24 protein-coding genes are annotated in these 19,962 nt (G+C 67.2%); 13 read left to right on the top strand and 11 right to left on the bottom strand.

Features of this window, described 5'->3' with window-relative positions; translation table 11 throughout:
* The first annotated feature begins 4 nt into the window (after positions 1-4).
* The gene (locus AC1DSC_RS24905) at positions 5-928 is read left to right on the top strand and encodes a DMT family transporter (RefSeq protein WP_026284059.1); all 924 of its coding nucleotides are present in this window, start codon (positions 5-7) and stop codon (positions 926-928) included.
* Between the two features lie 82 nt (positions 929-1,010).
* Here AC1DSC_RS24905 and AC1DSC_RS24900 read toward each other — a convergent pair whose 3' ends face one another.
* The 5 genes from AC1DSC_RS24900 to smpB all read right to left on the bottom strand — a co-directional run bounded on the left by AC1DSC_RS24900 (position 1,011) and on the right by smpB (position 3,802).
* On the bottom strand, positions 1,011-1,406 hold the full coding sequence (locus tag AC1DSC_RS24900) for a COG4315 family predicted lipoprotein (protein WP_012747857.1): 396 nt from the start codon (positions 1,404-1,406) through the stop codon (positions 1,011-1,013).
* 72 nt (positions 1,407-1,478) lie between these two features.
* The gene (locus tag AC1DSC_RS24895; RefSeq protein ID WP_369662951.1) at positions 1,479-2,294 is read right to left on the bottom strand and encodes an anti-sigma factor family protein; all 816 of its coding nucleotides are present in this window, start codon (positions 2,292-2,294) and stop codon (positions 1,479-1,481) included.
* A gap of 16 nt (positions 2,295-2,310) precedes the next feature.
* Positions 2,311-2,826 (bottom strand): sigma-70 family RNA polymerase sigma factor, encoded by a 516-nt coding sequence (locus AC1DSC_RS24890; RefSeq protein WP_062366975.1) that lies wholly within the window; start codon positions 2,824-2,826, stop codon positions 2,311-2,313.
* Between the two features lie 24 nt (positions 2,827-2,850).
* Positions 2,851-3,231, bottom strand: coding sequence for a COG4315 family predicted lipoprotein (locus AC1DSC_RS24885; RefSeq protein ID WP_012747860.1), 381 nt, complete (start codon positions 3,229-3,231; stop codon positions 2,851-2,853).
* A gap of 94 nt (positions 3,232-3,325) precedes the next feature.
* Positions 3,326-3,802: an SsrA-binding protein SmpB gene (gene smpB / locus AC1DSC_RS24880; protein WP_012747861.1), complete on the bottom strand. Its 477-nt coding sequence runs from the start codon at positions 3,800-3,802 to the stop codon at positions 3,326-3,328.
* 62 nt (positions 3,803-3,864) lie between these two features.
* Here smpB and AC1DSC_RS24875 point away from each other — a divergent pair, with 62 nt between their 5' ends.
* Together AC1DSC_RS24875 and AC1DSC_RS24870 are read left to right on the top strand one after the other, a co-directional pair.
* Entirely contained in the window at positions 3,865-4,311 is a 447-nt protein-coding gene (locus tag AC1DSC_RS24875) for a type II toxin-antitoxin system RatA family toxin (protein WP_062366972.1), read from the top strand.
* Positions 4,311-4,646: an RnfH family protein gene (locus AC1DSC_RS24870; RefSeq protein WP_278880626.1), complete on the top strand. Its 336-nt coding sequence runs from the start codon at positions 4,311-4,313 to the stop codon at positions 4,644-4,646. The genes AC1DSC_RS24875 and AC1DSC_RS24870 overlap by 1 nt, the downstream gene beginning before the upstream one ends.
* 15 nt (positions 4,647-4,661) lie before the next feature.
* Here the strand turns inward: AC1DSC_RS24870 and AC1DSC_RS24865 are convergent, their stop codons facing one another.
* A complete protein-coding gene (locus AC1DSC_RS24865; protein WP_369662952.1) occupies positions 4,662-5,174 on the bottom strand; it encodes a DUF4124 domain-containing protein in 513 nt (170 codons plus the stop codon).
* A 179-nt stretch (positions 5,175-5,353) separates the two neighbouring features.
* Here AC1DSC_RS24865 and guaB point away from each other — a divergent pair, with 179 nt between their 5' ends.
* From guaB to guaA, 4 genes are all read left to right on the top strand, one after another.
* Positions 5,354-6,823: an IMP dehydrogenase gene (guaB, locus tag AC1DSC_RS24860; protein WP_012747865.1), complete on the top strand. Its 1,470-nt coding sequence runs from the start codon at positions 5,354-5,356 to the stop codon at positions 6,821-6,823.
* Positions 6,824-6,911: 88 nt separating this feature from the next.
* A complete protein-coding gene (locus tag AC1DSC_RS24855; protein WP_369662953.1) occupies positions 6,912-7,160 on the top strand; it encodes a type II toxin-antitoxin system Phd/YefM family antitoxin in 249 nt (82 codons plus the stop codon).
* Between the two features lie 11 nt (positions 7,161-7,171).
* On the top strand, positions 7,172-7,591 hold the full coding sequence (locus tag AC1DSC_RS24850) for a type II toxin-antitoxin system VapC family toxin (protein WP_012747867.1): 420 nt from the start codon (positions 7,172-7,174) through the stop codon (positions 7,589-7,591).
* 11 nt (positions 7,592-7,602) lie between these two features.
* Entirely contained in the window at positions 7,603-9,249 is a 1,647-nt protein-coding gene (gene guaA, locus AC1DSC_RS24845; RefSeq protein ID WP_369662954.1) for a glutamine-hydrolyzing GMP synthase, read from the top strand.
* 119 nt (positions 9,250-9,368) lie between these two features.
* On the opposite strand, the gene AC1DSC_RS24840 is transcribed toward guaA, so the two are convergent.
* Positions 9,369-9,746 carry a winged helix-turn-helix transcriptional regulator gene (locus tag AC1DSC_RS24840; RefSeq protein WP_012747869.1) on the bottom strand — a complete coding sequence of 126 codons (378 nt, stop codon included), beginning with the start codon at positions 9,744-9,746 and terminating at the stop codon, positions 9,369-9,371.
* A 110-nt stretch (positions 9,747-9,856) separates the two neighbouring features.
* On the opposite strand from AC1DSC_RS24840, the gene AC1DSC_RS24835 reads away from it, so the two are divergent.
* Together AC1DSC_RS24835 and AC1DSC_RS24830 are read left to right on the top strand one after the other, a co-directional pair.
* Positions 9,857-10,591 (top strand): SDR family NAD(P)-dependent oxidoreductase, encoded by a 735-nt coding sequence (locus tag AC1DSC_RS24835; protein ID WP_369662955.1) that lies wholly within the window; start codon positions 9,857-9,859, stop codon positions 10,589-10,591.
* 23 nt (positions 10,592-10,614) lie between these two features.
* Entirely contained in the window at positions 10,615-11,214 is a 600-nt protein-coding gene (locus AC1DSC_RS24830; RefSeq protein ID WP_062366958.1) for an NADPH-dependent F420 reductase, read from the top strand.
* An 83-nt stretch (positions 11,215-11,297) separates the two neighbouring features.
* Here the strand turns inward: AC1DSC_RS24830 and AC1DSC_RS24825 are convergent, their stop codons facing one another.
* The 4 genes from AC1DSC_RS24825 to prpR form a co-directional block, all read right to left on the bottom strand.
* Positions 11,298-12,194, bottom strand: a complete 897-nt coding sequence (locus AC1DSC_RS24825) for an arginase family protein (protein ID WP_369662956.1) — start codon at positions 12,192-12,194, stop codon at positions 11,298-11,300.
* A gap of 28 nt (positions 12,195-12,222) precedes the next feature.
* Complete coding sequence (locus tag AC1DSC_RS24820; protein ID WP_369662957.1) at positions 12,223-13,140, bottom strand: alpha/beta fold hydrolase; 918 nt, start codon at positions 13,138-13,140, stop codon at positions 12,223-12,225.
* 69 nt (positions 13,141-13,209) lie between these two features.
* The gene (locus tag AC1DSC_RS24815) at positions 13,210-13,758 is read right to left on the bottom strand and encodes an autotransporter (RefSeq protein ID WP_369662958.1); all 549 of its coding nucleotides are present in this window, start codon (positions 13,756-13,758) and stop codon (positions 13,210-13,212) included.
* A gap of 67 nt (positions 13,759-13,825) precedes the next feature.
* On the bottom strand, positions 13,826-15,790 hold the full coding sequence (gene prpR / locus AC1DSC_RS24810; RefSeq protein WP_369662959.1) for a propionate catabolism operon regulatory protein PrpR: 1,965 nt from the start codon (positions 15,788-15,790) through the stop codon (positions 13,826-13,828).
* Positions 15,791-15,954: 164 nt separating this feature from the next.
* Here prpR and AC1DSC_RS24805 point away from each other — a divergent pair, with 164 nt between their 5' ends.
* Genes AC1DSC_RS24805 through AC1DSC_RS24790 form a run of 4 tightly spaced genes read left to right on the top strand, consistent with a single transcriptional unit; the run spans position 15,955 to position 19,951 of the window.
* Positions 15,955-17,154, top strand: a complete 1,200-nt coding sequence (locus AC1DSC_RS24805) for a CaiB/BaiF CoA transferase family protein (protein WP_369662960.1) — start codon at positions 15,955-15,957, stop codon at positions 17,152-17,154.
* The gene (locus AC1DSC_RS24800) at positions 17,151-18,092 is read left to right on the top strand and encodes a hydroxymethylglutaryl-CoA lyase (protein ID WP_369662961.1); all 942 of its coding nucleotides are present in this window, start codon (positions 17,151-17,153) and stop codon (positions 18,090-18,092) included. The genes AC1DSC_RS24805 and AC1DSC_RS24800 overlap by 4 nt, the downstream gene beginning before the upstream one ends.
* Positions 18,089-19,081: a tripartite tricarboxylate transporter substrate binding protein gene (locus tag AC1DSC_RS24795; protein WP_369662962.1), complete on the top strand. Its 993-nt coding sequence runs from the start codon at positions 18,089-18,091 to the stop codon at positions 19,079-19,081. Before AC1DSC_RS24800 ends, AC1DSC_RS24795 begins: the two co-directional genes overlap by 4 nt.
* Positions 19,082-19,087: 6 nt before the next feature.
* The gene (locus AC1DSC_RS24790; RefSeq protein WP_062366945.1) at positions 19,088-19,951 is read left to right on the top strand and encodes an isocitrate lyase/PEP mutase family protein; all 864 of its coding nucleotides are present in this window, start codon (positions 19,088-19,090) and stop codon (positions 19,949-19,951) included.
* Positions 19,952-19,962: the final 11 nt, after the last annotated feature.

Raw genomic sequence — 19,962 nt, 5'->3', positions numbered from 1 at the left:
GCTGCTGCGCCTGACCCACGGCGGAGCCGTGTGGCTGATGGTTGCCGTGACCCTGATGTGGGCCACGGCGGGCGTTGTCACGCGGCACCTGGCGCAGGCCCACAGTTTCGAGATCACCTTCTGGCGCAGCTTCTTCACGATGCTTGCGCTGCTGGTGATCTTGCCGCTTTGGCGGGGCCGGGCGGTGTTCTCGCAGATCCGCTCGGGCGGGCGCGAGCTCTGGATCTCGGGCGTCTGCTGGACCGTGATGTTCACGGCCTTCATGGTGGCGCTCACGCTGGCTTCGACGGCCAGCGTGCTGGTCACGATGTCGCTGGGCCCATTGCTCACCGCGCTGGCCGCGCGCCTGTTCATCGGCCACCGCCTGCCCGTGCGGACCTGGGTGGCCATCGTGGTGGCGGGCCTCGGCATCGCGTGGATGTACGGCACGCAACTGATGCAGGGCGGAGCGGCGGGCGGATCGCTGCTCGGAACGCTGGTGGCGCTGTGCGTGCCGCTCGCGGGCGCCACCAACTGGACGGTGGTCCAGCATGCGCGCGCCAAGGGACATGACATCGACCTGGTTCCCGCGGTGCTGATCGGCGCGGCGCTGAGCGCGCTGCTCACGCTGCCTTTTGCCTTGCCGTTCCAGGCCAATGCGCACGATCTCGGCCTGCTCGCTTTCCTCGGTGTTTTCCAGCTGGCCATTCCCTGCGTGCTGGCGGTCCTGTGCGCGCAGGTGCTCAAGGCGCCCGAGGTGGCGCTGCTCGCGCTGCTCGAGGTGATCTTCGGCATTGCACTGGCCTGGATCGGCGCGGGCGAGGAGCCGGCTGCGAGCGTGCTGACCGGCGGCGCGCTGGTCATCGGTGCGCTGGTTTTCAACGAGCTGCTGGCGCTGCGCGGGCGCCGCGCCACCGTGGCCGACGACGCGCTTCCCACCGCCCACTGAGCCGCTTGCGCGAGCCAAAAAAGAAAAGGCCCCGACATCTGCCGGGGCCTTCGAGTTGGAGCGCGATCAGGCGATCACGGGATCAGGGGCGGGCCACCTTCCAGGCGCCGTTCAGGACGCCGTCGCCGGTCTTGTCGCCCGGCTTGCTGTCCTTGGTCCAGTAATAGAGCGGCCAGCCCTTGTAGGCCCACTGCCTCTTGCCGTCTTCGCGCACGATGATGGTGTAGCCACCCATCGGCTTGGCCGTTTCGGCCACCGGCAGCGGCGGCCAGTTGGCGGCGCACTGGGCGTTGCAGGCGGAGGTGCCTGCACCGGCCGTGTCGCGGGCGAAGGTGTACAGCGTCATGCCATTCGGGCCGACCAGCACGCCATCGGCGGTGCGGGTGGGGGTGTCGGGGGCGCTGGCGGTCTTGTTGGACATGCCGCCGCAGCCGGCGAGCAATGCCGCCGCGAGGATCGAGGCGCTGAGCAATTTCATGCAGTTTCTCCTTCAGTTGAAAAATCGCGAAAACAAGGCAGTGGTTGCGCGACACGGCAGTTTATGCCGGCCTCACGACAAATCGCGGTAGGCGAGCGTCGCGAGTTTCAGCAAAACTTCACGCGGTAGCTTGCCGGCAACGGCATAGCCGAAGCCCTGGTCGATCCAATAGAAGCTGGGCACCGGTCCTTCGGACGCGAAACGGAAGGCTGTTTCGCGCGATGCGGCGGTGCCGGCGGCGGCCTGGCTGTCGAGGGTGCCGATGTAGAGCGTGATGCGTTCGCCGGCCGCGTCCTCGAACATGAACTGGGCGCGCGCGCCGCTTTCCCCGGGCAAGAGGCGGCCGCCGACGAGCGTGTAGCCCATGGCGGTCAGGTCCGGCACCTTGAGCGGCCTGTCCAGGCGCTTGGACAGCCACTGCACGAGGTGCTGCTGCTCGCTGGCAGCCACCTCGACCGGGTGCCTTTTTTCCGGCGCATAGACGGCGTGGGCAATGGAGGCGTCGTGCACGAACTCGCGCATCGCAGGCGCCCTGGCCAACTGGGCCGAAGCGGCGCGCTGCATCGACCACTGGGCATTGCCGAGCCAGCCGGCGGCAAAGGCGACCAGCACGCCGGCCGCCATGCCGCCCCATCGCATCCAATGGCCTCGCCGGGCCTGGCTGCGATCGAGCGCGTTCATCAGGGGCGCGGGCACGGGCTCTACCAGCAGCTCTCCATGCAGCCGGCGCAGTGCGTCGCGCTGGGTGCGCCAGGCCGCCACCCGCGCCGCAAGGGCCGGATCGTGCGCGACGGCGTCCTCGAGCTCGGTGCGGCGTTCCGGTGCCAACTGGCCATCGATGAGCGCATGCAACTCGTCGTCGGTGGGGGGCGGGGCAGGGCGATTCATGATGGAGCGGCAGGTTTCACTTGAGGCGGCGCAGTCCGGGGCGATGCGGCGCAGCGGCGCCGTCCATCAGCTCCTGCAGCCGGACGCGGGCGCGCGACAGGCGCGACATCACGGTGCCGGCGGGGATGCCGAGCACCTTGGCCACCTCGGCATAGGAAAGGTCTTCGAGCGTGACGAGCAGCAGCACGGCGCGCTGCTCTTCAGGCAGCTGCATCAGGCAGCGCTGCAGGTCCAGGCCCATGCCGGGGTCGCGGCCCGGATCGGCGGCGCCATGCAGCTCCTGCACCGCGTCCTCCAGCGGCACCACGCTGTGCGGCGGCGGCGTGCGCCGCAGTTGGCTCGCAAAGATGTTGTGCATGACCGTGAACAACCAGGCGCGCAGGTCGCTGCCCACCACCCAGAGCCGCCACTTGCTGCAGGCCCGCTCGAGCGTGTCCTGCACCAGGTCGTCGGCCGCCCAGGCGTTGCCCGTGAGCGCGCGCGCATAGCGGCGCAGGCTCGGGATCTGGTCGGCCAGCAGGCGGGCGTCCATGGGGAGCGGGAGCGCGCGCGAGGATCAGGGCTTGGCGGTTTTCCAGGCGCCGCCGACGCCGTCGCCGGTCTTGTCGCCCGGCTTGCTGTCCTTGGACCAGTAGTAGAGCGGCCAGCCCTTGGCGGCCCATTGCTTCTTGCCGTCGTCGCGCGTGACGATGGTGAAGTCGCCGGAGGGCTTGTCGCTGTCGGTGGCCATGAAGGGCGGCCAATTGGCCGCGCAGCCGCCGTTGCAGGCCGACTTGCCGCTGCCGGCCGTGTCCTTGTCGAAGGTGTAGAGCGTCATGCCGTTGGGGCCGACCAGCGCACCGTCGGCGGCCTTGGGCTGTGCGAACGAGGGAAGCGCGAGCAGGCCGGAAAGCAGCGCGGCGGCAAGGCCGGCGCAGGAAAGGCGAAGAGGCGACATGGAAGACTCCTGGAAGTTGGCGGCACCGAGGATCCGATGACACCGCACAAACGCCTGCAAGCGGCGTTTTATTCCATGCCGCGCAAAAAAAGAACTAGCGGCTGCGGCTCTTCATCGCGCGCTCGACCTCGCGCTTGCCTTCGCGGTCCTTGATGGTGTCGCGCTTGTCGTGCTCGGCCTTGCCCTTGGCGAGCGCAATTTCGCATTTCACCTTGCCGGCCTTCCAGTGCAGGTTGAGCGGCACCAGCGTGTAGCCCTTTTGTTCGACCTTGCCGACCAGGCGGCGGATCTCTTCCTTGTGCAGCAGCAACTTCTTGGTGCGGATGGAGTCAGGGTTGACGTGGGTCGAGGCGCTCTTGAGCGGGTTGATCTGCAGGCCCACGACAAAGAGTTCGCCGTCGCGGATCACCACGTAGCCGTCGGTCAGCTGGACCTTGCCTTCGCGCAGGGACTTGACCTCCCAGCCTTCGAGCACGATGCCGGCCTCGAAGCGTTCTTCGAAGAAATAGTTGTACGCGGCCTTCTTGTTGTCGGCAATGCGGGAGGAGGTATCTTGTTTCTTGGTGGCCATGGCTCGGAAAGGTGGGGGCGCATGGCTTCAATACAATCCGTCGCGCACGCTGTCCCGATTCTATGAAAACCGTCAACAAGTCCGTCCTCATCTGGTACAGCGCCGAAGAGATGTACGCGCTCGTCACCGACGTGGAGAAATATCCGCAGTTCCTGCCCTGGTGCGACAAGTCCAGGGTCATCGAGGAAGACGAGGCCGGCATGACCGCCGAAGTGGGCCTGGCCTTTGCCGGCCTGCACCAGAGCTTCACCACCCGCAACACGCACGTGCCGGGGCGCGAGGTGCACCTCAAGCTGGTCGATGGACCCTTCTCCAACCTCGACGGTCTCTGGAAGTTTGCACCCGTGGGCGAACCCGGCGAGCGCGCCTGCCGCGTCGAGCTGCACATGAGCTACGGCTTCAGCAACTTTGCTTTGCAGGCGCTGGTGGGGCCGGTGTTCGACACCGTGGCCTCCAGCCTGGTCGAAGCCTTCGTCAAGCGCGCCGAGCAGGTCTACGGCACGTCCTGATGATCGAAGTCACGCTCTGCTGCTCGCCCGCGCCGCGCGAGGTGTTCGAGCAGGTGCTGCGGCTCGCGTCCCAAGCCACCGTGGCCGATGCCGTGAAGGCCAGCGATCTTTTGCAGCGCTTTCCGCAGCTCGATTGGCGCGAGGCCATGACGCCGGGAATCTGGGGCAGGGAAGTCGGCTGGGAGCAGCCGCTCGAGGACGGCGACCGCGTCGAATTGTGCCGGCCCTTGGCGGTCGATCCGAAGGTGGCGCGCCGCGAGCGCTTCCAGCGCCAGGGTGCGCGCGGCACCGGTCTTTTCGCGAACCGCCGCAAGGGCGGCAAGGCCGGCTACTGAACCGGCGCGGGCTGCTTATTTGCAGTCGCTTTCGATGATCGACTGAAGACGCTTCTGCTCGGCGGCCCGGGCCGCGTCGTCCATGATTTCGCGTTCGCCCTTGGCGTTGATCTTGGCCACGCGGATGCCGCTGTCGAAGGTGGCCTTGCCCTGGCGCGCGCGATCGCAGTTGTCGGCCTTGGCCTTGGCGTTCTTCTCTGCCTCGGCGGCCTGCTTGGCCTTTTCCTCGGCCTGCGCCTTCTTCGTCTTTTCCTCGAGTTCCTTGTCGACGCCCGCGGGCTTGGGCGCGGCCGCGGCCTTGGGTACCGCGGCGTCGGGCGCATCGGCATCGGCAGCGGCCGGCGCCGAACCGCCTCGGGGCGGCGGAGAGCCCGCGCGGCGCAGGATGTTCTTTTCCGGCACGTCCGTGGGCGGCGGCTGGTCGCTGAAGACCTTCTTGCCGCTCTTGTCGATCCATTGCCATTGCGCGCTGGCCGAGAGCGGCAGCAGGCAAACACATCCCAGTACGAGCCAATGCGCGAATTTCATGCGGCGAGTTTAGCCTTCCTTACGTTTTGCAACATGAGAGCGCCCGGCTTTCGTTGCCGGCGAGTTGGGATTTGGCTACGTTTTCGCCGCCTTGCCGGCCCGGCCACGGCCGGCTGAAGCCCCTGGCAGGGCGGGTAAGTACCGACGGTCGCTACAATCCGTCTTTTGGAGCTTCACCCATGCGCCTTCTCGGCAAAGCGCTCACCTTCGACGACGTGTTGTTGGTGCCAGCGTTCTCCCAGGTCCTGCCCAAGGACACCTCCCTCGCCACCCGTTTCTCCCGCAACATCACGCTGAATCTGCCGCTGGTCTCCGCCGCGATGGATACGGTGACCGAAGCACGCCTCGCGATCGCGATCGCGCAGGAAGGCGGCATCGGCATCGTGCACAAGAACTTCACCGCCGCCGAGCAGGCCGCGCAGGTGGCCAAGGTGAAGCGCTACGAATCGGGCGTGCTGCGCGATCCCGTGGTGATCACCCCCACGCACACCGTGCTGCAGGTCATGCAACTGTCCGACGAACTCGGCATCTCGGGCTTCCCGGTGCTCGACGGCGGCAAGGTGGTGGGCATCGTGACCGGGCGCGACCTGCGCTTCGAGAACCGCTACGACGTGCCGGTGAGCGAGATCATGACGCCGCGCGACAAGCTCATCACCGTGCCCGACGGCACCACGCTGGCCGAGGCCAAGGCGCTGCTCAACAAGCACAAGCTCGAACGCCTGCTCGTCATCAACAGCGCATGGGAGCTCAAGGGCCTGATCACCGTCAAGGACATCACCAAGCAGACCAGCTTTCCCAACGCCGCGCGCGATCCGAGCGGCCGCCTGCGCGTGGGTGCGGCGGTCGGCGTGGGCGCGGGCACCGAGGAGCGCGTCGAGGCGCTGGTGAAGGCCGGCGTCGACGCCATCGTGGTCGACACCGCGCATGGCCACAGCGCCGGCGTGATCGAGCGCGTGCGCTGGGTCAAGAAGAACTATCCGCAGGTCGACGTGATCGGCGGCAACATCGCCACCGGCGATGCGGCCCGCGCGCTGGCCGATGCCGGCGCCGACGCGGTCAAGGTCGGCATCGGCCCTGGATCGATCTGCACCACGCGCATCGTGGCAGGCGTGGGCGTGCCGCAGATCATGGCGGTCGACAGCGTGGCCACCGCGCTGCAGGGCACCGGCATTCCGCTGATTGCCGATGGCGGCATCCGCTATTCGGGCGACATCGCCAAGGCCATTGCCGCGGGCGCGAGCACCGTGATGATGGGCGGCATGTTCGCAGGCACCGAAGAGGCGCCCGGCGAGATCGTGCTGTTCCAGGGCCGCAGCTACAAGAGCTACCGCGGCATGGGCTCCATTGGCGCCATGCAGCAGGGCAGCGCCGACCGCTACTTCCAGGAATCGACCACCGGCAATCCCAACGCCGACAAGCTGGTGCCCGAGGGCATCGAAGGCCGCGTGCCGTACAAGGGCTCGATGGTATCGATCGTCTACCAGATGTCGGGCGGCTTGCGCGCGAGCATGGGCTACTGCGGCTGCGCCACCATCGAAGAGATGAAGAACAAGGCCGAGTTCGTCGAGATCACCACGGCCGGCATCCGCGAAAGCCACGTGCACGACGTGCAGATCACGAAAGAAGCGCCGAACTACCGGGCTGAATAAGTGATGAGCAAGCCCAATCTGGCCAGACCTTGAAAGTCAGGCCAGATTGGCATTAGAATTCAGGCCAGATTCAAATTTTCTGGCCCAAATGCAATCCATCGGCATCGCTGAAGCCAAGAACAACTTCTCGGCCCTGATCGAGCTGGTCGAAAAGGGCGAGGAGGTTCGCATCACCCGCCACGGCAAGGAGGTGGTGCGCATGCTGCCGGTGCGGCGCAAGCCGGTCATCACCGACGAGCAGATCGAGCGCGAACTCGGCCAGATCGACGCGCTGCACGCCACCATCCAGCCCGGCCACCCGGTGCGGGCACTCCTCGACGAAGGGCGCCAATCGTGACAGCCTTCGTCATGGACGCCTCCGTCACCGCCGCCTGGCTCTTGCCCGACCAGGCCAGCGAACACACCCGCAAGCTCTACGCCGCCATCCGCCGCGACGAGGTGGAGCCGCAGGCGCCCAACGCCTGGCAGTGGGAGTGCGCCAACATCCTTGCCAACGGCGTGCGCAGCGGCCGCATTCCGGCGTCCGCGGTCGAGGGGCTGTGGAGCGTGCTCGACGCCATCCGCCATCGCGTCGAGCTGCACGAACTCGCACCCGCGCAGCACAAGGCGGTGCTGGCCGTGGCCATCGACGCCGGGGTGTCGCTCTACGATGCGGGCTACCTCTGGCTCGCGCGCTCGCTCAATCTCCCGCTCGCGACCTTCGACGAGCAACTCCTCCAGGCCGCGCCCAAGGCGGGCGTCAAGCTGTTCGACATTTCAACGCTCTGAGTCCTTTCGCCATGCAACACGACAAGATCCTCATTCTCGATTTCGGCTCGCAAGTCACGCAGCTCATCGCGCGCCGCGTGCGCGAGGCGCATGTGCTGAGCGAAGTGCATCCCTGCGACGTCAGCGACGAATGGGTGCGCGAATACGCAGCCGACGGCCACCTGAAGGGCGTGATCCTCTCGGGCAGCCACGCGAGCGTGTACGAAGAGACCACCGACAAGGCCCCGCAGGCCGTGTTCGACCTGGGCGTGCCGGTGCTCGGCATCTGCTACGGCATGCAGACCATGGCGCACCAGCTCGGCGGCAAGGTCGAGGGTGGCCACAAGCGCGAGTTCGGCTTTGCGTCCGTGCGCGCGCATGGCCACACCGCGCTGTTGAAGGACATTGCCGACTTCACCACGCCCGAAGGCCACGGCATGCTCAACGTGTGGATGAGCCATGGCGACAAGGTCACCGAGCTGCCGCCCGGCTTCAAGCTCATGGCCAGCACCGACAGCTGCCCCATCGCCGGCATGGCCGACGAGGCGCGCCGCTACTACGCGCTGCAGTTCCACCCCGAAGTCACGCACACGGTGCAGGGCAAGGCGATCCTCGAGCGCTTCGTGCTCGGCATCTGCGAGGCGAAGCCCGACTGGGTCATGCGCGACCACATCGCCGAAGCCGTGGCCAAGATCCGCGAGCAGGTGGGTGATGAGGAAGTCATCCTCGGCCTCTCGGGCGGCGTCGATTCGAGCGTGGCGGCCGCGCTCATCCACCGCGCCATCGGCGACCAGCTGACCTGCGTGTTCGTCGACCATGGCCTCTTGCGCTTGAACGAAGGCGACATGGTCATGGAGATGTTCGAGGGCAAGCTGCACGCGAAGGTGATCCGCGTCGATGCGAGCGAGCTGTTCCTCGGCAAGCTGGCGGGCGTGAGCGACCCCGAAGCCAAGCGCAAGATCATCGGCGGCGAGTTTGTCACTGTGTTCAAGCAGGAGGCCGCCAAGCTCAAGGCCGCAGGCGACGGCGGCAAAAATGGAGTTGACGGCCGACCGGCCGTCAAGGGCGCCACCTTCCTCGCGCAGGGCACCATCTACCCCGACGTCATCGAATCGGGCGGCGCCAAGAGCAAGAAGGCCGTCACCATCAAGAGCCACCACAACGTGGGCGGCCTGCCCGAGCAGCTCGGCCTCAAGCTGCTCGAGCCGCTGCGCGACCTGTTCAAGGACGAGGTGCGCGAACTCGGCGTGGCACTCGGCCTGCCGCCCGAAATGGTGTACCGCCACCCGTTCCCCGGCCCGGGCCTGGGCGTGCGCATCCTCGGCGAAGTGAAGAAGGAATACGCCGACCTGCTGCGCCGCGCCGACGCGATCTTCATCGAAGAGCTGCGCAACTTCAAGGACGAGAGCGGCAAGAGCTGGTATGACCTCACGAGCCAGGCCTTCACCGTGTTCCTGCCGGTGAAGAGCGTCGGCGTGATGGGCGACGGCCGCACCTACGACTACGTGGTGGCGCTGCGCGCCGTGCAGACCAGCGACTTCATGACCGCCGACTGGGCCGAGCTGCCGTATGCGCTGCTCAAGAAGGTGTCGGGGCGCATCATCAATGAAGTGCGCGGGATCAATCGCGTGACCTACGACGTGTCGAGCAAGCCGCCGGCGACGATCGAGTGGGAGTGAAGAACGATGCCGCGTCCGGCCGCTGCCGCGCAGCCTGACACTCTGATCGGAAGAATTCGACCAGCCGCCCTCCCGCGAATGCGGAGGGTCTTCCGACTCAGCGGCTCTTCTCCATCCCGCTAGGACAAAGTTTCGCGCTTGGCGAAGATGCTTGCCACTTCCGCCATGTGCTCGGTTCCCCAGGTGCACAGCGGAACGATCGCTTCGGCCAGGCTGCGGCCCAGCGGGGTCAGCGCGTAGTCCACGCGCGGCGGCACCTCCTTGTAGTCGGTCCGCGCCAGCACGCGATCGGCCTCCAGATCCTTCAGATGCTGGATCAGCACCTTGTCGCTGACGCCTTCGATCAAGCGCTTGAGCTCGCCGTAGCGCCTCGGGCCGTCGCGCAGGAAAAACAGGATCAACGGTTTCCACTTGCCCGAGATGATGCGCAGCGTGGCGTCGAGCCCGCAGGAGAAGCCACCGGTACCGCAGGTTGGATGAGAAGAAGGCGTCGTCATTTTTTCATACTTACCAAAAAGTGCATACTTGTCCTTAGGTTATCAGAACTCCATACTTGTTCTCAAGCAGTTCCCTGCTTCCGTGCAACTTCAACTATGGATCCCATGACATGACCAGACTGAATGGAAAGACCGCCGTGATCACCGGCGGCGCCACCGGCATCGGCCGCGCCGCGGCAAAGCGCTTCATCGAGGAGGGCGCCTTCGTCTTCATCTTCGGCCGCCGGCAGGAAGCGCTCGACGCCGCCGTGGCCGAACTCGGGCCCAATGCCCGCGCCGTGAAGGGCTCGGTCTCCGACGAGGCCGACCTCGACCGGCTCTACGCGGCGGTGAAGGCCGAGCGCGGAACGCTCGACGTCGTCTTTGCCAATGCCGGGGCGGGAAGCCCGCTTGCGCTCGGCAAGATCACCGCCGAGCACATCGACGAAACCTTCGACACCAATGTGAAGGGCACGATCTTCACGGTCCAGAAGGCGCTGCCGCTGATGAGCAAGGGCGGCTCGATCATCCTGACCGGTTCGAGCGCCGGCACCACGGGTGCCCCGGCCTTCAGCACCTACAGCGCGAGCAAGGCGGCCGTGCGCAACCTCGCGCGGACTTGGGCGGAGGACCTGAAGGGCACCGGCATCCGGGTCAACGTGCTGTCACCCGGGCCGACAGCGACCGACCTCGCGAGGGCAGTGCTGGGCGAGGAGGGCATGAAGGTCTTTGCCTCGATGAATCCGCTCCAGCGCATGGCCGATCCGGCGGAGATCGGCGCGGCGGCTGCCTTTCTCGCGTCGCAGGACAGCAGCTTCATGACCGCCAGCGAGGTCGCGGTCGACGGCGGCCTGGCGCAGATCTGACGCCAAAACCAAAAGGAAAATTCATGAGCTACGCAATCATCGGCTTCGGCAGCATCGGCCAGGCCCTGGCCAAGGCGTTTGCCCGAAGCGGCATCGAGGTATCCGTTGCAACCACGCGCGACCCGGAAAGCTTTGCATCCGCCGCGGCCGCGATCGGGCCCGAGGTCATTCCCAAAACCCTGGCGGAAGCCGTCAAGGCGGACGTCGTCTTTCTGGCTGTCCGATTCGAGTCGCACAAGGATGTCGCGAAGGCGCTGCCCAGCTGGCAAGGAAAGACCATCGTCGACGTGACCAATGCCTACGGCGTGTCCCCCGAGGAACTGGGAGGACAGCCTTCTTCCAAGGCCGTCGCGCAGGCCTTCTCTGGTGGACGGCTGGTCAAGGGTTTCAACCATCTGGCCGCCGCAGTCCTTGAACAAGACCCGGCCGTACATGGCGGCAGGAGAGTCGTGTTCCTGGCGAGCGACGATGACGGCGCCGCGGCGGAGATCGGTGCGCTTGCGGAAAACCTCGGTTTCGCGCCGATCAAGCTTGGCGGGCTTTCGGAAGGTGGACTGCTTGTGCAGGCGCGCGGAAATAGCTGGGGTCAGCTGATCTTCAAGGACTTGGTCAAGTTCGATTGATGATGAATCGGGATCGCAAATTTCGGTGCGATCCCGCCTCGTGGATAAGGGGCGGCCACGATTCGCCAGGAGGCCCCACCCCCTCAAGCAGGCGCGGCCGTCCCCAGCGCCTCGGCCAGCACCGCAGCAAGGCCGCTGCCGGCGCTGCCGTCCCCGTCGAGGCGCGGGTTGTAGATGGTGACCTCCATGCCGACGGCCTTTCCGCTCGCCAGGATGAGCCGGAGCGCGGTCGACAGTTCGTCCCATGACAGCCCGCCCGGTACGCGGAAATCGACCGCCGGCATGAGGGCATCGTCGAGGCAATCGGCGTCCAGGTGGATGAAGAAGCCGTCGAGCTCGGGCCGCGTCAGGTGGTCGATGGCCGCACGGGTTGCGGCTTCGACACCCAGGCGGCGGATGGCGGGGAGATCGCAGGCCATGAGCTCCGCCGGCAAAGGCTGGCTGCCGAATTGGGCCTGGTCTTCGTGGTCGCGGAATGCAAAGGCGACGGTGTCCTCGGGCCGCACCAGCGGACGGCGGCCCTCCAGGTCGGTCAGCAGCGCCGGCCCGTGGCCGGTGACGAAGGCCAGGTCCATGGACGCGCCTTCGCCGTTGGGTTCGGCTTCGGGCTGGAAGAAATCCGCGTTGCCGTCGATGAAGAACAGGCCGTAGCGGCCGCGCCGGCGCAGCGCGAGCATCGAACCCAGCACGATCGTGCAGTCGCCGCCGAGCACTATCGGAAACTCGCCCGCGTCCAGGACCTTCTCCACCGCATCGGCGAGCGTGGGCGACCATGACGCGATCGCATCGGCATTCAGCACCAGGGTGGATGGATCGGGCTTCGGGTCTTTCGGCGGAACGGCCAGTCGCCCGGCACGGCGCGCATGGATGCGGTCTGCTAGGCCCAGTTCCAGCAGCCGGCCGGGCAGGCGCTCCACACCGTCGGTCGACAGGCCGAGCGTGGAGGGCGCTTCAAGAATGGCATAGCGTCGGGTCGGCATCAGGTGCTCCACGGCAAGATGGGTTCTTTCATTGGACGCCTCGCATTTCGTGAAGTGGACGAAGGGCCGGCGGCGCGAGGTGCCGCTGCAAAAAGTCCTGCACGGCCGCAGCCACCTCGCCAGGGTGCGTCTCGAGAAGCCAGTGGCCGCCGTCGAAGTATTCGATCGCGGCGTCCGGCAGGTCCTGGCGAAAGGCCTCCGCCTGCGCTGGCCGGTAGTACTGATCGCACCGTCCCCAGAGGATCAGGGTCGGAAGGCGAGAGCGGCGCAGGTGCGCCTGGATCGCAGGATAGAACGCGACGTTGCTCCCATAGTCGCGATGAAGATCGAGCAGCGCATCGGCCACGCCCGGCCGCTGGACGTGGTCGCATGCCAGGCGGATGACCGCGGGATCGATGCGCTCGGCGATGTGCGCGGGAAGCTGCTCGACGAACTCGCGGCGGATGCCATCTTCGTTGAGAAGCGAAGCACGCATCCTCTCGCGGTTGGCGTCCGAGGGATCGCGCCAATAGGCTTCGGCGGACGACCATGCATCGGTACGGCCCGCATCGAAATAAGCCTCGCTGTTCTGGATGACGAGAGCCGCCGGCCGCAGGGCCGCGCTTGCCAGCAGCCGGAATCCGGCCTGCGCTCCATAGTCGTGAAGGTAGAGGGCGCGAGGCTCGATGCCCATGGCCCGGACAAAGCCTTCGATCACCTCGGCAAGATGAGCGAAGGTGTAGGCGAAATGGCGGTGGTCGGGGACGGCGCTGAATCCAAAGCCCGGCAAGTCGGGTGCGACGAGCCGCCATCGATGGGCCAGCGTCCACAAGAGATGGCGGAACTGCACGGACGACGACGGAAACCCATGGAGCAGAAGAAGCGCCGGCGCATCCGGCGGCCCCGCCTCGCGGTAGAAGATCTGCGTGCCGCCGACGCTGATGTATCGGTGCCTTGGCGAAGACATGGCGCCATGTTCCACCTCCTGCAGACCGCAGCCAAGCCCTTGACCCTGCGGGCATTGGGGACCTGTTGATCAGGGCGCGATGGCGCGCGCCTCGGCCAGATACCGCTGGTTGTCGAACACGCCGGGCCGATCCCCCGCGAAGCGCCACATCTGCCTCTTCGTGTGCAGCAGATTGCCGAGGTACACATGCAATGCGCCCGAACGCGCCGTGCCCGGGTTCGCCACCGCGTGCACGGTATCGGGAGGCAGGTGAACCACCTCGGGTGCGATGGCTTCGCGCCGCTCCGGCACCTGCAGCCGACCGTCGGACAGCGGGTAGATCAAGTTTGTCTCTCTGCCCCGGTAGATGCCGATGAGGGCATCCATCAAGTGGTTGTGAGGCGGGTACTGCAGGCCCGGCGTGAGGGTGATGTGATAGATCGTCAGCGTGTCGTTCGCGCACAGCAGGACTTCATCGTCGCTTGCCTCATGGACCAGCTCGCCGAGCGCGTGGAAGCGGGCGGTGATGTCGCGCAGCACCGCGGCGACGCGATCGAGGCGATCGGCTTTTGCGGCGGCGTCGACGATCTCGTCGATCGCGGTCTGAAGGGTAGAACTGATGGGAAAGGGCGAAGTCATCTTGAATCGGCGGAACCGCGGCAGGATAGATCAGGTGCGTGGGTTCGGTCCAGGGGCGAACGCTGCATCAGCTGCCCGGTGCATCGGCGCCGCGTTCGCGCATCCAGCGCCAAAGCGTCGAGCGGCTCACGCCGAGTTGCCGGGCCGCGGCCTGGCGGTTGCCGCCCTGCGCCTGCAGCGCCGCGGCCACGCGTGCAGCGCTCAGCCCAGTGTCGTCGGCCACCTCGCTTGCGGTGGCATCGGCGAAAAGCTCCGGCAGATCGTGCCGCAGGTCGTCGTAGCGAACGTCCTCGAGGCGGTCGAACTGCATGAGGAACACCGCGATGCGCTCGCCGAGGTTTTCCAGCTCGCGGATGTTGCCGGGCCAGTCGTAGGTGCGCAGACGCGGCAGCAGCGGCGCCAGCGCGCGCGCCGGGTCCAGGCGCGTGCCCAGGCGCTGCAGGCAGCGCCCGACCTGCGCTTCGGCCAGCGGCGCGATGTCTTCGCGGCGCTCGCGCAAGGGCGGCAGCGGCAGGCGCAGCGTGTTGAGGCGGTAGAACAGGTCTTGCCGGAAACGGCGCTCGGCAATCATGTCGTTCAGCGGCTGGTGCGTGGCGGCGATCACGCGCACATCGACCGGAATGGCGGCCGTGGCGCCGAGCCGCGTGATCTCGCGCTCCTGCAGCACGCGCAGCAGTCGCGTCTGCAGTTGCAGCGGCATGTCGCCGATCTCGTCGAGAAAGAGGGTGCCCGTGTGCGCCGCCTCGAACAGGCCGCGCTTGCCGCCGCGGCGTGAGCCGGTGAAGGCGCCTTCCTCGTAGCCGAACAGCTCGCTTTCCAGCAGGGCTTCCGGAAAGGCGGCGCAGTTGACGGCGACGAAGGGCCGCCCCGCGCGCACGCTCTCGTTGTGGATGGACTGTGCAAACAGCTCCTTGCCGACGCCGCTCTCGCCGGCGATCAGCACCGTGAGGTCGGTACGCGCAAAACGCCGCGCTGTCTGCACCGCGCGCAAGAAGGCCGGGCTCTGGCCGATGAGGTTGGCGAAGCGGTGGCGCGCCGCGCTCTGGCGCCGGCCCTGCTGGATGCGCAGGCTGGTGTCGGCTTCCTGGATGGTGCGCGCGTCGTACAGGGTGAGGGCGGCACCGACGATCTCGCCGTGCTCGCGGATCGGCGTGCGGTTGACCACCCAGTCGCGCTGCGCAAAGCGCTGCACCACGGCGCGCTCGACCTGCCCGCTGTCGAGCGTGGGCTGCAGCGACAGCTCGGGTTCGATCGCCTCCAGCGACTGGCCGATGAGCCGCGCGTGCGGCGGGCCGAGCAGTTGCTGCATCGGCGGGTTGACCGCGATCACGCGGTTGTCGCGGTTCACCGCCAGCACCGCCTCCTGCAGGTTGTGCAGCACGCCGTTGAGCTGCTCGTAGCGGCCGGCTTCGAGCCGCGCGACGCGCGCGAGTTCGAGTGCATCTTCGAAGCCCTTGCGCACGCTGCCCAGCGAGTAGGCGAGCAGCCCGTGCAGGCCGGCCTGCTCCGCGAGCTCGACGACCAGGCTGGAACCGACGATCACCTCGAAGCCCTCGCGGCGCAGCTGCTCGAAGCGCTGGCGCGCGTCGTCGGGCGTCTGGTAGGCGTGCTGCACCACCTCGATGTTGAGCAGGTCCTTCACTTCGTCGAGTTCGGGGATGGTCTGGCCGTACATGACGACGCCGACGCGGCTGGACATGCGCCGCGCCTTGATGAGCGCCTGCAGCAGGTCGAAGCCGCTCAGCTGGATGGTGGCGACCGGCGCCTGCAGGCCGGCACGCAGGATGCTCGCGTTCGAGCCCGCGCTCACGAAGGCGTCGACGAGGCCGCGCTCCAGCCGGTCGCGCGCGATGGCGAGTGCGTCGCCGAAGGTGCCGTCGACCACCTCGATCTCGGCGCGGCCGGTGTATTCCGCCACCACCGGCATCGCGAACCCGCGGATCTGCCGGTAGCTCAGGAAGCACAGGCGTGGCAGCTCGCCGCTGCGTACGGGAGCCGGGAAGAAGTGGGAGGAGGGGCGATCGCTGGGCATGTCGCATTGAAACATATCAATGTTTCATGGGCGTCGCATTGCAACGCAAGGAGGTGATCGGAGAAACGACAATCCCTTTCAAATCAATCACTTGCGCGCGTCTCGAACGCTGGCACGGCCCCTGCGATAGCTGGGCATTCGCCAACCTTTCGGAGACATTGAACGTGGCACTCGAACACATCACCGTGCTGGACCTGACGCACATGCTGTCCGGTCCCTACGGCACCATGCTGCTGGCCGACCTCGGCGCACGCACCATCAAGGTCGAGCCGCCCGGCAGCGGCGAAGGCACCCGCCGGCTGCTGGAGAACGACCCGCACTATTCGCGCGACGGCATGGGGGCGTACTACCTCACGCTCAACCGCAACAAGGAGAGCGTGTGCGTCGACCTCAAGACGCCGGCCGGCAAGGCGGTGTTTCTGGACCTCGTGCGCAAGGCCGACGTGGTGTTCGACAACTTCAGCGTCGGCGTGACCGGGCGGCTCGGTATCGACTACGCCTCGCTTGCCGAGGTGAACCCGCGCATCGTCACCTGCTCGGTCACCGGCTTCGGCCAGACCGGCCCGCAGACGCAGCGCCCGGCCTTCGACCAGGTGGTGCAGGCGATGGGTGGCGGCATGTCGATCACCGGCACGCCCGAGACGGGCCCGACGCGCAGCGGCATCCCGATCGGTGACCTCGGCGGCGGCATGTTCGGCGCAATGGGCGTACTGGCCGCGCTGGTGCAGCGCGACCATACCGGCGTGGGCCAGCATGTCGACATTTCGATGCTCGACGCGCAGATATCGCTGCTCAACTACATGGCGACGATGCATCTGCTGTCGGGCCACGTGCCCGAAGGCATCGGCAACGGGCACTTCGTGCATGTGCCGTACAACAGCTACCCGACGGCCGACGGCCACGTGATCATCGCGTGCATCGGCGACCCGTTCTTCGACCGCTTCGTCGAGTTCATCGACCTGCCGGCGCTGCGCAAGCCCGAGTACCGCCAGCAGCCGGTGCGCTTCGCGGCCAAGGCCGAGATCGATGCGGTGGTCGGCGAAGCGATGCGCAAGCAACCGACCGCCCATTGGCTCGAGCGTCTGCGCGAGGCGCGCATTCCGTGCGGCCCGGTCAACAACTTCGAGCAGGCGCTGAGCGATGCACAGGTGCTGGCGCGCGACATGGTGGTCGAGGTGCCGCTGAAGACCGGCGAACGCGTGCGCATGCCGGGCAACCCGATCAAGCTGTCGGCAGCCGACAAGGGCAGGGCGTTCACCTGTCCGCCGGCGCTCGGCGAAAACACGCGCCAGGTGCTCGGCGAGCTTGTCGGCTACGCACCCGACAAGCTCGAAGCGCTGCGTGCCGAAGGGGCGATTGCATGAGCGCGAGGGAAGCGATCCACATCACCGACGTCGCACCGCGCGACGGCTTGCAGAACCAGGCGATCCGCGTCGGCACCGAGGGCAAGCTGCGCCTGATCGAACTGCTGGCCGAGGCCGGCCTGCGCAGCATCGAGGCGGCCAGTTTTGTCTCGCCGAAGGCCGTGCCGCAGATGGCTGACGCCGGCGAACTCCTGCCGCAGGTGCAGGCGCGCTTTGCGGCGCTGCGCACCTCGGTGCTGGTGCCCAACCTCAAGGGGCTGGAGCGCGCGCACGCGGCCGGCGCGAAGGAGATCGCCGTCGTGCTTTCGGCCACCGAGACCATGAACCGCAAGAACATCAACATGGGCCTGGACCAGGCGACCGAAGTGAGCGAGCAGACGATCGCCGCCGCGCGCGCGCTGGGCTTGCGCACGCGCGCCTACGTGGCCGTGGCCTTCGACTGCCCCTTCGAGGGCGAGACGCCACTCGACGAGGTGCTGCGCCTGTCGGCCCGCATGCACGCCGCCGCGGCCGACGAGATCGTCATCGCCGACACCATCGGCTCGGCCTCGCCGGGCCAGGTGAAGGAGCGCATTTTGGCGTTGCGCGGCGTGGTGCCCATCGAGCGCCTCGCGGTGCACCTGCACGACACGCGCGGCATGGGCGTGGCCAATGCATGGGCGGCGCTCGAAGCCGGCGTGCGCCGCTTCGATGCGAGCGTCGGCGGCATCGGCGGCTGCCCGTTCGCGCCCGGCGCTGCAGGCAACGTGGCGACGGAAGACCTCGTGCTCGTGGCCGAGCGCAGCGGCTTCGCCACCGGCATCTCGCTCGCCGGCCTACTCGCGGCGGTGGACTTCGCGCAGGACGAATTGCAACGGCCGCTTGGCGGCCGCGCCATCACCTGGCTGCGCCGCCAGCGTGACAAGGACACACAAGACAACACCAGGAGACTTGCATGAACCCGACCTTCACCCTTCCTCATCCCAACCGCCGCCAGATGCTCGCCGGCCTCGCCTCGCTCGCGGCCGTCGGCACGGCCGGCACTGCCTTCGCGCAAGGCGCCAAGTACCCGAGCAAGGCCGTCACGCTCGTGGTGCCTTACTCGGCCGGCGGCGGCACCGACATCGTGGGCCGCCTCATGGCGCAGCGCCTGTCGGAGCTGTGGGGCCAGTCGGTGGTGGTCGACAACCGCACTGGCGCCAACGGCGTGATCGGCTCCAGCACCGTGGCACGCTCGGCGCCCGATGGCCACACGCTGCTGCTGGTGGTGGGCTCGCATGCGGTCAACCCGGTGCTGATGAAGTCGCTGCCCTACGACACCGACAAGGCCTTCACGCCCATCACCAACATCGCGAGCTCGCCGTCGGTGCTGGTCGTGCAGGCCAACGGCCCCTACAAGACGCTGGCCGACCTGCTGACCGCGGCACGCAAGGAAGAGCTGGGCTGCGGCTACTCGGAAGGGCAGACGCGCCTGACCGGCGAACTGATCCGCCAGGTCGGCCACCTCAAGCTGACCGGCGTGCCCTACAAGGGCGGCGCGCCGATCATGGTCGACATCATCGGCGGCCACCTGCCGATGGGCGTGACCAGCGTGCTCACCGCGCTGCCGCACGTGCGCTCGGGCGCGCTGCGCGTGGTGGGCGTTGCGGCCGATCGCCGCATGCCGCTGTTCCCCGATGCGATGACCTTCAAGGAGGCGGGCTTGAACGGTGTCGAGTCGCTGAGCTGGTATGGCCTGTTCGGACCGGCCGGCCTGCCGGCCCCGATCGTTGCGCAGATCAACCAGGACCTGAAGAAAGTCACGGCCGATCCCACTGTGCAAAAACAGATGCACGACCAGGGCGCCGACATCACGCTCACGCCACCGGCCGAGTTCCGCACCTTCCTGGCGAGCGAGACGAAGAAGTGGTCGCTCGTCGCGCAGCGCGGCGGCATCACGGCGGAGTAAGCGGGCATGGCGAATCCCATCCTCCGGCAGAAGCTCGACCGCGGTGAATTCATCGTCGCGCCCGGCCTGCACGACATGATTGCCGCCACGGTGGCGAACAAGGTCGGCTTCGACATCGTCTACGGCACGGGCTACTGGCTCACCGCCTCCAGCCTGGGCCTGCCCGACGCGGGCATCGCCACCTACACGCAGATGCTCGACCGCATGGCGACGCTGGTGCGCACGAGCAAGGGGGCAGTCATCGCCGATGCCGACACCGGCTACGGCGGGCTGCTGAACGTGCACCACACGGTGCGCGGCTACGAGGCGGCCGGCGTCACGGCCATCCAGCTCGAGGACCAGGAGTTTCCAAAGAAGTGCGGCCACACGCCCAACAAGCGCTGCGTGCCCATGCAGGACATGGTCGAGAAGATCAAGGTGGCCGCCGAGGCGCGCGAGGACAAGGACAACTTCCTCATCATCGCCCGCACCGATGCGCGCGCATCGCTAGGCGTCGACGAGGCGATGCGCCGCCTGGAGGCGTATGCCGAGGCCGGGGCCGACATCCTGTTCTTCGAGGCGCCGCAGTCCGAAGAAGAGATGCGCAGGGCCTGCGCCGCATTCGACACGCCGATGCTGGCCAACATGGCCGATGGCGGCACGACGCCGATCCTGCCCGCGAAGGTGTTGGAGGAGATCGGCTTTGCGCTGGCCATCTACCCCTCGCTCACCAGCCTGTCGGCCGCAGCCGCGATGGAGCGCGCGCTGAGCCACCTCAAGGACAGCGGCCTGAGCCAGGCGCCCGAGGTGCCGCTGTTCGACTTCAACGAGTTCTGCGGTCTCATCGGCTTTCAAGAAGTGTGGGATTTCGACAAGCGCTGGGCGCGCTGAAGATTCAATCA

It is taken from the genome of Variovorax sp. 01N425 (assembly GCF_056399465.1).
Note: the sequence above shows the minus strand (reverse complement) of the source record. Positions and strands in the feature narration are given on the sequence as shown.